The 12,304-nt window shown below is 63.7% G+C and carries 12 protein-coding genes; 6 read left to right on the top strand and 6 right to left on the bottom strand.

The window, feature by feature from the left end; all coding sequences use genetic code 11:
- Positions 1–26: 26 nt before the first annotated feature.
- Together JST30_02675 and JST30_02670 are read left to right on the top strand one after the other, a co-directional pair.
- Positions 27–434, top strand: coding sequence for a DoxX family protein (locus JST30_02675; protein ID MBS1713223.1), 408 nt, complete (start codon positions 27–29; stop codon positions 432–434).
- Complete coding sequence (locus JST30_02670) at positions 434–721, top strand: DUF503 domain-containing protein (GenBank protein MBS1713222.1); 288 nt, start codon at positions 434–436, stop codon at positions 719–721. The genes JST30_02675 and JST30_02670 overlap by 1 nt, the downstream gene beginning before the upstream one ends.
- On the opposite strand, the gene JST30_02665 is transcribed toward JST30_02670, so the two are convergent.
- Positions 718–1,806 carry a N(4)-(beta-N-acetylglucosaminyl)-L-asparaginase gene (locus JST30_02665; protein ID MBS1713221.1) on the bottom strand — a complete coding sequence of 363 codons (1,089 nt, stop codon included), beginning with the start codon at positions 1,804–1,806 and terminating at the stop codon, positions 718–720. The two genes, JST30_02670 and JST30_02665, sit on opposite strands and share 4 nt — an antisense overlap.
- Before the next feature lie 68 nt (positions 1,807–1,874).
- Here JST30_02665 and JST30_02660 point away from each other — a divergent pair, with 68 nt between their 5' ends.
- The 3 genes from JST30_02660 to JST30_02650 all read left to right on the top strand — a co-directional run bounded on the left by JST30_02660 (position 1,875) and on the right by JST30_02650 (position 4,980).
- The gene (locus JST30_02660; protein ID MBS1713220.1) at positions 1,875–2,432 is read left to right on the top strand and encodes a glutathione peroxidase; all 558 of its coding nucleotides are present in this window, start codon (positions 1,875–1,877) and stop codon (positions 2,430–2,432) included.
- Between the two features lie 286 nt (positions 2,433–2,718).
- On the top strand, positions 2,719–3,957 hold the full coding sequence (locus JST30_02655; GenBank protein MBS1713219.1) for an ATP-binding protein: 1,239 nt from the start codon (positions 2,719–2,721) through the stop codon (positions 3,955–3,957).
- Positions 3,958–3,969: 12 nt separating this feature from the next.
- Positions 3,970–4,980 (top strand): YbaY family lipoprotein, encoded by a 1,011-nt coding sequence (locus tag JST30_02650; GenBank protein ID MBS1713218.1) that lies wholly within the window; start codon positions 3,970–3,972, stop codon positions 4,978–4,980.
- Here the strand turns inward: JST30_02650 and typA are convergent.
- Positions 4,977–6,803, bottom strand: coding sequence for a translational GTPase TypA (typA, locus tag JST30_02645; GenBank protein ID MBS1713217.1), 1,827 nt, complete (start codon positions 6,801–6,803; stop codon positions 4,977–4,979). The genes JST30_02650 and typA overlap by 4 nt on opposite strands.
- A gap of 90 nt (positions 6,804–6,893) precedes the next feature.
- Complete coding sequence (gene efp, locus JST30_02640; GenBank protein ID MBS1713216.1) at positions 6,894–7,526, bottom strand: elongation factor P; 633 nt, start codon at positions 7,524–7,526, stop codon at positions 6,894–6,896.
- Between the two features lie 24 nt (positions 7,527–7,550).
- Between efp and eno the strand changes: the two genes are divergently transcribed.
- Positions 7,551–8,834, top strand: coding sequence for a phosphopyruvate hydratase (gene eno, locus JST30_02635; protein MBS1713215.1), 1,284 nt, complete (start codon positions 7,551–7,553; stop codon positions 8,832–8,834).
- Between the two features lie 48 nt (positions 8,835–8,882).
- Here eno and JST30_02630 read toward each other — a convergent pair whose 3' ends face one another.
- The 3 genes from JST30_02630 to JST30_02620 form a co-directional block, all read right to left on the bottom strand.
- On the bottom strand, positions 8,883–9,356 hold the full coding sequence (locus tag JST30_02630; GenBank protein ID MBS1713214.1) for a DinB family protein: 474 nt from the start codon (positions 9,354–9,356) through the stop codon (positions 8,883–8,885).
- 77 nt (positions 9,357–9,433) lie between these two features.
- Positions 9,434–10,288 carry a diaminopimelate epimerase gene (gene dapF, locus JST30_02625; protein MBS1713213.1) on the bottom strand — a complete coding sequence of 285 codons (855 nt, stop codon included), beginning with the start codon at positions 10,286–10,288 and terminating at the stop codon, positions 9,434–9,436.
- 1 nt (position 10,289) lies between these two features.
- On the bottom strand, positions 10,290–12,242 hold the full coding sequence (locus JST30_02620) for a hypothetical protein (GenBank protein MBS1713212.1): 1,953 nt from the start codon (positions 12,240–12,242) through the stop codon (positions 10,290–10,292).
- Positions 12,243–12,304 lie beyond the last annotated feature (62 nt).

Here is a 12,304-nt window from a genome sequence, read left to right as displayed (position 1 = left end):
CCTGCAGACCGTCTCTAGGAAAAGACATGCTCGATGCCCTCGCCTTGGGAAAGGCGTTCGCCTGCCTCTTTTTTGCCGTCCTGTTCCTACAATCTGGGCTGGACAAAGTGACCGACCGGAAAGGCAACCTCGAGTGGTTGACCGGGCATTTTTCAAAGTCCCCGTTGGCCAAACTCGTACCCGTGATGCTGGCGACGGTCACGGTCGTCGAGTTGGCCGCAGGAGCTTGCTGTGCGGCAGGCGCCGCAGCTTTGTTCGTCCCGGCCCTGGCAGGAGCGCAGACCTTGGGGTTGGGCCTTTGCTGCGCGGCTCTGTGCATGCTCTTCTTCGGACAGCGCGTCGCAAAAGACTATGCGGGTGCTGCGACGCTCGCGACGTACTTTGTCGGCGCCCTGCTCGGGTTGGTCCTGACCGGAGTCGGGAGGCTCGGCTGATGGTCGTCGGAGTCGTCGCCCTCGATCTCAGGTTGGAAGGTTGCCGATCGCTGAAGGATAAACGGAACCTCTTGCGCGGGCTCATCGAGAAGTGCCGCAACGACTTCCATGTCGCGATCGCCGAAGTGGGCGACCAAGACCTTTGGGGCAACGCGCTCGTCTGCGCGACCGTGCCGTCAAACGATGCGGGTCATGTCGAGAAGGTGCTGTTCAACGTGGAAAAGGCCTTCGACGAGCATCCCGAAGTCGAGGTCACGAGCGTCTTGCGCGATCTCTGGCGGCCCTAACCCCAGGCGTATTCGCACGGCTCGAGGCGGGCCCCGTTCTCGTCGCAAACGGCATACCGCGAACCCTTGTTGGTGCTGATCCCCGCGTGGCGGCCCTTCACGTCGAGCACGTAGTACTCCATGCCGAAGTTCGGCTCGCCCTTTTCGTTCTTCAGACGCTTTTCGAACGTGTTCGCCTTCATCCGCTTCATCGCCGCCATCCCCGCGTCTTTCGGATGGACGCCCCGACGGAGTTCTTCGACGATCAAGAAGGAGAGGCACCCGTAGAGGTTGGCCTCCCCACGCCCGGTCGATCCGGCCGCTCCCACGGCACCGTCGACATAAAGCCCTGCACCAAGGATCGGAGAATCGCCGACGCGTCCAGGAATCTTGAAGGCGAGCCCGCTCGTGGTCGTGACTCCTGCGATCTCGCCTTTCTCGTTCAGACCGTTGCAGTTGATCGTCCCGTAGGCATGGAGCGGATCGATCAGGCCTTCCTGGATCATCGACAGGAGCGCTTGTCGCCCACCGGACCGCTTGCCCGGGTCGAGGTAATGGTCCGGATCCGTGCGGCGCTTCCATTCCAGCCACGCCTTGCGCGAGGTGTCGGTGTTGAGGTCGGCTTCGATCGTGAACCCGAGCCTGCGCGCAAAATCTTGGGCGCCCTTTCCGACGAGCAGATGATGGTCCGTGTCGCCGGCGACGCGGAGTGCGACCGCCGCCGGCGTCCTCACGCCTTCCAGGCACGCGACGCCGCCGGCCCAACGTTTGGCCCCGTGCATGACGCACGAGTCGAGCTGGACGACGCCTTCGGCGTTGGGCAGACCGCCATAACCGACCGAGGTCTCGGTCGGATCTTGCTCGGGGATCGCGACGCCGGCGACGAGGGCTTCCAAGACGTCTGTCCCGCCCGAAAGGCGCAAGAACGCTTCCTGGACGCACGTCCTCGGCCCACCGTTCTTGAAAATGTGACCGTTGCTGCTGGACACCACGACGGGCTTCGTGGCCGAAGGGAGGAACACGCCGGGAAACGAGGAAGCACGGGCCGCGACGGCCAGACCTGCGCCCCCCGCGATCAGGTCGCGGCGGCTGATGGTACGGGACATTCGGCCACTTTATCCCGATTCTCGACCAGAGAGGCGCGTCCTGGACGCACTCTTTGGTATACAAAGACATGCTCTTCGCGCTCTCGCTCGCTCTGGCCGCCGTCGACGGAGGCGCCCCGCAGTCGGCATCGGCCGTGCCGGACTCGTGGCACAGCTTTAAGATGACCGATATCGACGGCAAAGTCCGGTCGATGTCGGAGTACAAGGGTAAGACCGTCCTCGTCGTCAACGTTGCGAGCAAGTGCGGCCTGACGCCGCAGTACACGGCCTTGGAGGCCCTTTACGAGAAGTACAAGGACAAGGGGTTCGTCATCGTCGGGTTCCCCTGTAACGATTTCAAAGGCCAAGAGCCCGGAACCGAAGCCGAGATCAAGGAGTTCTGTTCCGCGACTTACAACGTCAAGTTCCCCCTTTATTCGAAGATCCATGTGCTCGGCCCGGAACAGCACCCTATGTACACCTGGCTCATCAAGAACACGGACGGAAAGGACATCGAGTGGAATTTCGGAAAGTTCCTGGTCGACGGGAAGGGACACGTCGTCGGCCGCTTCGGATCCAGGACGAAGCCGGACGACCCGCAGGTGGTCGAAGCGATCGAGAAGGAGATCGCGACCAAGTCCCGTTGACCGGAACGGAGTCCCGCTGAGAGCGGAAGCCGCGTCCTTTGACGCAGCTCCCATGTTGCCAGGCCCTGAGCCGGCAGGTCCCGTCTGGCCCGTGTGCCGTCGTGCCATGATCGTCCCGCCCGTCATGTTCACGTTCTGCCGACCCGCAAACCACGTCGCGTCGGTGCTGGGCCTTCTTCCCGGCGCCTAGCGCGCCGTCGCACCCTTCGCGCCGCTACGCGGCGCCTTCTCTGCGCCTTCTCTGCGCCTCGTCGCGCCCCCCGACCCTTAAGGGACGAAATTTCACATGGTCAGACAGCTCAATGAGGCCCTGACGCGGGCCCTGCATGCACAGCCTTGCGCCGCCACCTACATCATGGGTGGAGCGATCGCCGAGGCGTTCCCCGGTTGCGCGGTCCTAGAAACGGAGGACTGTAGCTTCGACGTGACACTTTACGCCGACAAAGGCAAATGCTCGCTGATGGTGCTGGACACGGTCCGGCCGCAGGTCAAGCACAAAGCCGAGTACGTCTCGGCCGTCAAATCCGTACAGGTCGAAAACTCCCTTTGCGAAGTGCTCTGGCGCGGGCATCGGTTCCATACGTTCTTCTTGACGACGTCGGAGACCGTGCGCCACTACCTGATCGCCGAGACCGGACCGCTCGCCGAAGAGTTCTTCAGCGAAGTCTGTCGGTGGTGCGACCAGGTCCACGGCGAGATCCTCGTCTTCGCCCACGGCTATTGGCGGCGCGACGAGGGGCTCGTCCGGCAGATCGCGTCGGCACGGTTCGAAGACTTGATCCTTGACCCGTCCACGATGGCTGCGCTGCTCGACGCGACCGAGGGGTTCTTCAACGCGTGCGAAACATACCGGCGGTACGGCATTCCGTGGAAACGGGGCGTGCTTTTGACAGGCCCTCCGGGAAACGGTAAGACGCACGCTTTGAAGGCCCTGGTGAACCGGCTTCAGAAGCCGACGTTCTATGTCCGGTCGTTCATCGGGTCGCAATGTAGCGAGGAATTTGGTATCCAGGCCGTCTTCACGAGGGCCAGGAACGTCGCTCCGTGTATCGTTTTGATCGAGGACGTCGACTCCGTCGTGACGGCGAAGAAGCTCTCGTTCTTCCTCAACGAACTCGACGGGTTCGCGCAGAACGAAGGGATCCTCGTCCTCGCGACGACGAACCATCCGGAGAGACTGGACCCGGCTTTGGTCGAGAGGCCGTCGCGCTTCGACCGGAAGGTCGGTTTTGGACTTCCAGAGCCCTCCCTCCGGTCCGCCTACCTGGATAGGCAGACCCGTCTGTGGAGCGAAGGCTTCCAACCAGACGGTGCGACGATCGGACGCCTGGCAGAAGCGACGGAAGGGTTTTCCTTCGCCTATCTCAAGGAACTGTGCCTTTCGTCCCTGATGGCGTGGGTCAGCGCCGACGGTGCCGTCCCGATGGAGGAGGTCCTCGATGCCCAGGTCGAAGCGTTGCGCAAGCAGGTTGCGGCAGGGACGCCCGCGATCCCGGAGCACGTCCGTGACGACGACGACGACTAGTAAACTGTGACCATGGTCGCGGTCGGGATATTGGCCCTGTTGATTCAGGACGCGCAGGTTCCGACCGTGACCTGGGTCAAGCTGTCCGAGGAAAAGCCGGGGCGCTGGAAGGCATCGGCGAAGTACCCCGTTTTGGGCGGCGACGCCCCGCTGACCGTGAAGGCGAACCAGATTCTGCGGGAGCAGTGCGAGGCCCGGTTCCGGACGTTCGCCGCCGGACGTCAGGACACCATCGTCCTGCCCTCGACACCGCGCGAGTTTCGACTCGATTCGTTCGTCAGCGTAGCCGGACCGACGCTCGTCAGCTTCCAGGTCCGAGTCAATGAGACCGGGGCGGGGGAGGCCGATGTCACGGAACTCAGCCCCGTCACGGTCGGGATTGTCCGTCGCGAACCAAAGGCGCTCCAGATTCCGGACGTCTTCAAGAAGGACGCGGACCTCGCGAAGTTCACTGCAGACCTTGTGTTACAGCCCGCAAACGAGACTCGAAAGGCGCACGGCCTCGAGCCGCTGTCCGAATTCTCGCCCGACTTGCTCGGGCCGTTCGCCGTCACGAAGACGAACCTGGCGTTCGCAGTCGGTCCGGGCGTGCTCGGCCCCGACGCCGATCAGGTCCGTGTCCCCCTTTCGGCCCTGGGAGTTTGGGCCGATCCGGCCGGGCCGCTCGGATCCGGAGCCGTCGAACAAAAGACGACGGTCCGGGTCACGGGCTACGCGACGTGGATCCACCGCGAAACGTTGCCCTTGGGAGCCGAGATGGTCGTCAGTCTGCTTCGGGACAGGGACGACGCCTTGGAAACGGGCTTCGGCAGTACGAAGTTTTTCGTCCTGACGCCTCCTGCCAACTTTGAGAGCACGTTCGAGGTGAGCGGGATCCGTGAAGACGACCGGATGTACTTAGACGTGCGGATCGTGGCCGACGGGAAGACCCTTTTCCGGAACCGGGCCACGACCCGCGTGCCCTTGCAAGGTTGGGCCTCGAAGCGCGAAGTCAAGCTGGTCCGTGAATCCGGACAGGCTTAGACCGTCGCGCTCTTGCGTTCCGAGACTTTGCGCTCCGAATGGTCGAGGACTTTCTTTCGGAACCGGAGCAACTTCGGCGTGACTTCGAGAAGCTCGTCGTCGCGGAGCCAGGAAAGAGCCTGTTCGAGCGAGAAATCACGGTGGGGGTCGATGACCGTGGTCTGGTCGCTCGTCGCGCTCCGCATGTTCGTGGCCGCCTTTTGCAGCGTCGCGTTGACGACGAGGTCTTCGTCGCGGGCGCACGCTCCCACGATCATCCCGCCGTAAACTTCCGTGCCGACCGTGTGGAAGAACTGGCCCCGCTCCATGATGTGCTCGTAGGCGTACCGCGTGATCTTGCCCGGATCCTTCGCGATCAGCGAGCCGTTCGTCCGGCTCTGGACGTCGCCGCGGTAGACCTCGTAACCCTCGAAGATCGAGGCGAGAATGCCGGAACCCCGGGTCAACGTCAGGTACACGGAGCGGAAACCGATCAGTCCGCGGGTCGGGATCGAGGCGACGACCCGCGTCCGGCCGTTGCCGAGAGACTGCATGTCCTCGATCTCGGCCTTCCTTCGGCTCAGCTCCTCCATGACCCCGCCCGTGGAGTCCTCGGCGAACTCGAGGGTCAACTGTTCGACCGGTTCCAGGCGCTTTCCAAGGTCGTTCTGACGGAAAATGACTTCTGGCCTGGCGATCGCCATCTCGAAGCCCTCGCGCCGCATCGTCTCGATAAGGACGCTCAACTGCATCTCGCCACGGGCGGCGACTTTGACCGTGTCCGCCGGAGCGTTCCGGTCGATCTTCAGCGACACGCTGACCTTTTCTTCCTTTTCAAGCCGCTCGCGGATCTTGTGGATGGTCAAGAACTTGCCGCCGTCCTTGCCCGCCAGCGGCGAGTTGTTGGCGAAGAAGTTCATGGTCAGCGTGCTTGGTTCGACTTCGATGCGCGGTAGCGGCTCGACGTATTGGGCGTCGCACACCGTGTCGCCGATCAAGACGTCGTCGAGGCCCGACATCATGACGATCTCGCCTGCTTCGACCGCGTCGCGCTCGACCATCTTCAGTCCCTCGTAGATCCAAAGCTTCGTCACGTTGAAGCTCTGCTGCGAGGATTCTCCGACGCACGTCAGGCGGTCGCCGACGTGGACCCTGCCTCGGAGCAGCTTGCCTCCGAACATCCGTCCCAGGTAGTCCGAGTAGTCCAGGTTGTTGACTTGGAGCCGGACGGGGCCGTCCTCTTGGACCTTCGGCACCGGAACGTGCTTAACGATCAGCTCGAAGAGCAGCCGCATGTCCGACTCGCCGCCGTTGGGTTCGCTTCGGGCGAACCCGCCCGCGCCGCTCGCGAACACGTAAGGAAAGAACAGGTCGTCTTCCTCGCACCCGAGGTCGATGAAAAGGTCGAGGGTCTTGTCGTAGGCGTCGTGGGGGCGGGCGCCGTCACGGTCGACCTTGTTGACGACGACGATCGGCTTCAGTCCGTTGTCGAACGCCTTCTTAAGGACGAACCGGGTCTGAGGCATCGGGCCCTCACAGGCGTCGATGACGAGAAGGACGCCGTCGACCATGCTGAGGACGCGTTCGACCTCGCCGCCAAAGTCCGCGTGGCCGGGCGTGTCGACGATGTTGATCTTCGTCCCTTGGAACGAGCAACTCGCCACCTTGCTCAGGATCGTGATGCCCCTTTCGCGCTCCAGGTCGTTCGAGTCCATGACCCGGTCCTTGATGACCTCGTTCTCGCGGAAAAGGCCGGCTTGACGGAACAGCGCGTCGACCAAGGTCGTCTTGCCGTGGTCGACGTGCGCGATGATGCCTACGTTCCGGATCTGTTCCGCGGACATGGGGAAGCGTTAGGGTACCAGGAGGCAGGTTCAGGCTCCTGCCATTGGGCGGTCGGAAGGCTCCGACCGCTGGGCCGATCGGTCCCAGGGTCAGCCTTTGCTGACCCGCTCCAAATAGGCGCCAGAACGGGTGTCGATCTTGATGACGTCCCCCTCTTCGATGTGCATCGGCACCTGGACCGGGGCCCCGGTCTCGACCGTCGCGCCCTTCATGACGCCACCGCTGGCCGAGTTCCCGCGTACTCCCGGCTCCGCTTCGGTCACCTTCAGCTCCACGAAGTTCGGAAGCTCGTAACCGAGGACTTCTCCGTCGGCGGTGAGGGCTTGGACTTCGGTCTCCTCCTTGAGGAACTGTGCGGCATCGCCGATCGCGCTTTCAGGCACGCTGACCTGCTCGTAAGAGTCGAGGTCCATGAGCGTGAGTTCGTTGCCGGTCCGATAGAGGTACTGATAGGCGACCTTTTCGAGGAAGCACGGCTCGAAGCGTTCGCCGCTCCGGAAGGTCTTCTCCATGACGTTGCCCGTCTTCAGACGCTTCAGGCGCGTCCTGACGAACGCGCCGCCTTTCCCAGGCTTCACGTGCTGGAACTCGAGGATCTGATAAATGTCCCCGTCGAGATAGAAGGCCATGCCGTTCGTAAAGTCACTCGTGTCGATCGCCACCGGTCGTCCTCGGCGAGCATTCTGGCACAGGAGCCTCAACGCGCCTCGGCCGTGCCCCATGGTCACCGGTATCCTTCGGAGTGTATGGCCGCCATCATCGACATCAGCGCGCGCGAGATTTTGGACTCCAGAGGCAACCCGACGGTCGAGGTCGAAGCCGTGCTCGACGACGGGAGTTCTGGGCGCGCCGCCGTACCGAGCGGCGCCAGCACGGGCATGTTCGAAGCCGTCGAACTTCGGGACGGTGACAAATCGCGATACGGCGGTAAGGGCGTCCTGAACGCTGTCGAAAACGTTAACGAGCGGATTGCGGCGGCGGTGCTCGATATGGAGGCGACCGATCAGACAGCCCTCGACGACTTGCTGATCGAACTCGACGGGACCGACAACAAGGGCAACTTGGGTGCGAACGCCATCCTCGGCGTATCGTTGGCCGTAGCCAAAGCGGCGGCTCAATCGGCCGGACTTCCGTTGTACCGTTACGTCGGTGGCGTCTCGGCGTCCACCCTGCCCGTCCCGATGTTGAACATTCTGAACGGGGGCAAACACGCGGATTCGAACGTCGATTTCCAAGAGTTCATGGTCCTGCCCGTCGGCGCGACGTCCTTCAGCGAGGCCCTGAGGTGGGGAGCCGAGATCTTCCACGCCCTTAAGTCCGTCTTGCACAAGAAGGGGCTGGCCACGGGCGTCGGCGACGAGGGCGGTTTCGCACCGAGCCTGTCCAGCCAGGACATGGCTTTGGACTACATCCTTGAAGCCGTGCAGAGCGTCGGTCTCCAGCCGGGCGAGCAGGTGTTCCTCGGCCTCGACTGTGCTGCGACCGAGTTCTTCGAGGACGGAACCTACGTCTACAAGGACGGCCGCAAACTCAGCGGGGAGCAACAGGTCGAATACCTCGCACAACTGACGTCCAAATACCCCGTCTTAAGCATCGAAGACGGGTGCAGCGAGGAGGACTGGGACACCTGGAAAGCGTTGACCGACGCGCTGGGCGACAAAATCCAGATCGTCGGAGACGACCTCTTCGTCACGAACGTCGAGCGGTTGGGCAGGGGTATCGCGACCGGGACGGCGAACTCCATTCTTGTCAAAGTCAACCAGATCGGGACGTTGACGGAGACGTTGGCCGCCGTCGAAATGGCCAAGAGGGCGGGTTACACGTCCGTCATGAGCCACAGGTCAGGCGAGACCGAGGACACCACGATCGCCGATCTGGCCGTCGCGACCAATTGCGGTCAGATCAAGACGGGCGCCCCGAGCCGGACCGACCGCGTGGCTAAATACAACCAGTTACTGCGTATCGAAGAGGCGTTGGGCACCCAAGCCTGCTATGGCGGGCGCACGGCCTTCGGTCGCGTCCTCGCTTAAGCCTTTCGGCCCGCCTCCGGCTGTCGACCGGAGGCGGGCCGGTACCGGTCAGCCGATCGTGGCGGCTTCGTTGGCGAGGAACTCGGTCAGTTCGGCGATCCGGCTGAGGTCGTGGGCCGTGACGAGCCCGATATAGTCGTCGATCGTGAACGTGCCGTGGCCGTCCAAGGTCACCGTCTTCGAAAAGTCCTCGGGGCCGAGGGCCTCCAGATAGTCGATCGTCATCTGACGCCGCGACTCGAAGACTTCGGCTTCATGGAAAGGCTCCTTCTCGGCATAGTGCCTGTCGCGGGCCCGTTCTTCCGGCTCGTACCATGCGACGGTCGAACCTGGCTTCCGGTTGGCGGTGCGGATCCGGTCGAGGACGATCTCCTCGGAATCGGACAGGAGCGCGAAGATTTCGCGGCAGGTCAAACTTTCGTGGTACGGACGCTCGTCATAGCGGTCGCGGGGAAAGACTCGGAGGACACGCTCAACGATCTTTGGCGAGGCCGCTAGGGCTTCGAGGCGATAATCCCTCATACCCCTTCACTTTACTCCGACTGTCCGAGCCCATGGGCAAGGCGGATGCCGGTTTTTTCGAGGACTCTCGGGCGGGCTCAGACGAGCCGAGCGCGCGCGCCCGTCGGGACCGTCGCCGCAACGGGCACGACGAACGTGCCGGTGAAGGTCACGACGGGCCGGGATTCGGAGACGATGGCCGCTGTCCAGTCGTCAAGGCAAACCTCGAGTTCTCCTCCTGGATTGACGACCGTGTACCGCCCTCCGGTCCCAGTCTTGCGGGCGACGACGACGGCAGCGGCCGCGCTTCCAGTCCCGCAACCTAAAGTCTCGCCCGCCCCGCGTTCCCAAATCCTCAGTTCGAGGCGCTTCGGGCCTGCCTGCCGGACGAACATCACGCTCGTATGCTCGGGAAAGAGGGGGTCTCGCTCGATCAACGGGCTGACCCTGTCGAACTCTTCGTCGCCGGGAAGCTCGTCCCTCACGACGACGAAATGGGCCGTTCCCGTACTCACGGCGGTCCCGACCACACCTTGGACGGCCGCGTCGAGCAGCGGGCCTTGACTGAGCACCGGAACGGCTTCGGGCGAAAAGTCCGCCGGCGGCAGTTCGATCCCGGCCGTCCCGTCGTCCCGGGCCCAGGCTTCGATCCGTCGCCCTCCGTGTAGGATTTGGAAACGCTCGCCCGTCCAGCCCGACTCCCGGACGTAGGCGGCCGTGCAGCGGAGCCCGTTACCGCAAAAGTCCTCCGTGCCGTCCGGGTTGAACATACGGAGGACAGCGCCGAACGGCGCCCGAGCGACGGTCAAGAGTCCGTCCGAACCGATCCCGGTCCGGCGTGCGCAGAGTTCGACGGCCAAGGCGGGGAGATCGAGGTTTTCGACGTCTTCGGCCCGGACGAGGACGAAGTCGTTCCCGATCGTTTCGGTCTTCCAGAAGCGGACGTGTCTCAATTCAGATCAAGGGCTCCAATCGGTATCGCGCCCTGCGGGACGTCGCCCGGAACCAACTTCCGTCCGGGCAGACGAGCGGGAACCACCAGGCCGAGGGCCTATGCCCGGCTTTGACCATACCGACCGACGCCATGACTGCCTCCCGGATCAGCTTGACGCGGGCCAGTTCGGCCTCAAAGGCCATGTTCTTCCGGGTCTCCTTTGCCCGCGTCGCCTCTTCGGACGAGACGATGGCGTCCTGACGGGCCTGCAGGTCCCGCCAGTCCCGCTCCAACGCCCCGACCCGTTCGGCGGCGGCGGCGACCCGTCGGACGTGGGCTTCACGCTCGGCCAGATCGTCGGGGGTCGCGTCCTTCTCAAAGATCCGGTCGCGCCAGTGGCGGCCTTTGGCGGATTCGGCCTCGTCGAGCGTCCGTTTCGCGTCCTTGACCGACTTCAGGACGACAGCCTTTTCGGCCCTCACGCTTTCCACGTCGCGATGAAGGGCGAGCATGTCTTCGTGCAGGTTCTCATAACACCGGGCCAGGCAGTTCCATCGGCCCCCGACGGTCTCGTCGAGGAACCGGACGAGGTCTAACGGCCGCCTCAGGGATTTGAGTCGGTCCAGAAGCGTCTTTTGTTCCTCTACGACCTCCTTCCACCGCGTGGCCAGGCTCCGGCCGCTCGTTTCGTCGACGCCGAAGGGGCGCCGCATCGGTTCCGGAAGTCGGAACCAGGCGCAACACTCGTCGAGCGCGTCCCAAGGCTCGAGGTCGACCCGCAACACCGGGTTGAGGGACAAGGCCAGCCCGGCATCGGCCAAGCGCCTATGAAAGTCGCGGCTTCGTGTGACATAGCTGCTCGCCCCTTCATGGAAGACGAAAACGAACTCGTGGCCCAGCATCCCGATAAGGGTCACGGCCTTTCCGATCAGGACGCAGTCCGGGCCGAACCGGTCTTCGATGATCCCGGCCAGGTCCTCGAGCGTCTGCGGAGGCTTCTTGAAAGAGAATCCGACGGGCTCCGGCGACATGACGACGCCGCCCCGATTTCCGATGCGAAGCGTGCCGCGGCCATGGCCCGGCACGAAGAGGTCGAACGGCAGTGCTCCGGCACCGAAGCGGTCTAGGGTGTAGACCTCAGAGCCACGGATGGCGTCGTCGTACGCCCGGACCGCCAAGGGCCGCGTCTCGGGTTCGACGAAACACCGGAAGAGTTCGAACCGGGGCAGGGAGCACGTCGTGCGGTTGAACTTCAAGAGCTCGGTCGTCCGCGTGGTGTCCAACTCGACGTTCTGACCCGCTGCCGCCCGGTACATCACCGGGAGCAGACGCTGGAAGAAGTCCGAAAGCGTGTCTCCGGCACCGTCGCAAGAGGCGTCGCAGACTTGGGAGGTCAGCGCCTCTGCGGCCCGCTCACTGTCCGTCCGATGCGGGCCGGCGACCAATGCGAGCGACTCTTCGACGGCCCAACGGAAAGTCTCGAAAAGGACCGGCATCAGCGGGGCGATAGGCTTTTCGGCCGTGATCCTGGATTCCGGGCCGTTCGAAACGATGCCGCGCCAACCCCAGGCCTCCGTGAGTTCGTCCAAGTATCCGGGCCGCTCGGCCTGGATCTCGGTCGTCCGGCCGCCGTGAGACTGGAGCAGGTCGCGCGTGACCACCGTCTCCGACCCGAAAAGGGCCGAAAACTCGCCGGCAGCGCTCCATAGGTCGCGGGTCGTGGTGTCGTTATGGGGAAGGGCTTCGTAGCCGCTCGTCTTGCCGCTACGGGACAGCTTCGCGAAGTAGTCCGTGTCGTGGACACCCGCTACGAACGACCGCGCGTATCCCAGTTCTCGGGACCTGAGGGCGACCCCCGCCTTCATCGGCTCGTCCCAGAAGACCGTTTGTCCGAGCGCCAAGAACGGGGCTCCGGGAGCCGTCCGCTCCAGTTCTGCAAGCGCCTGTTCCTGTGTGGGACAAGGGGAGTCCATGTCGGGTCGTTCCTGAGATTCTACGACAACCGTCCGCGATCTTCCGTCTTGTCCGGCCCATG

The sequence above is a fragment of the Armatimonadota bacterium genome (genome assembly GCA_018268395.1).
Taxonomy (GTDB): domain Bacteria; phylum Armatimonadota; class Fimbriimonadia; order Fimbriimonadales; family Fimbriimonadaceae; genus JAEURO01.
Note: the sequence above shows the minus strand (reverse complement) of the source record. Positions and strands in the feature narration are given on the sequence as shown.

Coding starts and splice junctions, on each gene's coding strand:
- JST30_02675 (MBS1713223.1), top strand. CDS start 27: ATGCTCGATGCCCTCGCCTTGGGAAAGGCGTTCGCCTGCCTCTTTTTT.
- JST30_02670 (MBS1713222.1), top strand. CDS start 434: ATGGTCGTCGGAGTCGTCGCCCTCGATCTCAGGTTGGAAGGTTGCCGA.
- JST30_02665 (MBS1713221.1), bottom strand. CDS start 1,806: ATGTCCCGTACCATCAGCCGCCGCGACCTGATCGCGGGGGGCGCAGGT.
- JST30_02660 (MBS1713220.1), top strand. CDS start 1,875: ATGCTCTTCGCGCTCTCGCTCGCTCTGGCCGCCGTCGACGGAGGCGCC.
- JST30_02655 (MBS1713219.1), top strand. CDS start 2,719: ATGGTCAGACAGCTCAATGAGGCCCTGACGCGGGCCCTGCATGCACAG.
- JST30_02650 (MBS1713218.1), top strand. CDS start 3,970: ATGGTCGCGGTCGGGATATTGGCCCTGTTGATTCAGGACGCGCAGGTT.
- typA (MBS1713217.1), bottom strand. CDS start 6,803: ATGTCCGCGGAACAGATCCGGAACGTAGGCATCATCGCGCACGTCGAC.
- efp (MBS1713216.1), bottom strand. CDS start 7,526: ATGGGGCACGGCCGAGGCGCGTTGAGGCTCCTGTGCCAGAATGCTCGC.
- eno (MBS1713215.1), top strand. CDS start 7,551: ATGGCCGCCATCATCGACATCAGCGCGCGCGAGATTTTGGACTCCAGA.
- JST30_02630 (MBS1713214.1), bottom strand. CDS start 9,356: ATGAGGGATTATCGCCTCGAAGCCCTAGCGGCCTCGCCAAAGATCGTT.
- JST30_02620 (MBS1713212.1), bottom strand. CDS start 12,242: ATGGACTCCCCTTGTCCCACACAGGAACAGGCGCTTGCAGAACTGGAG.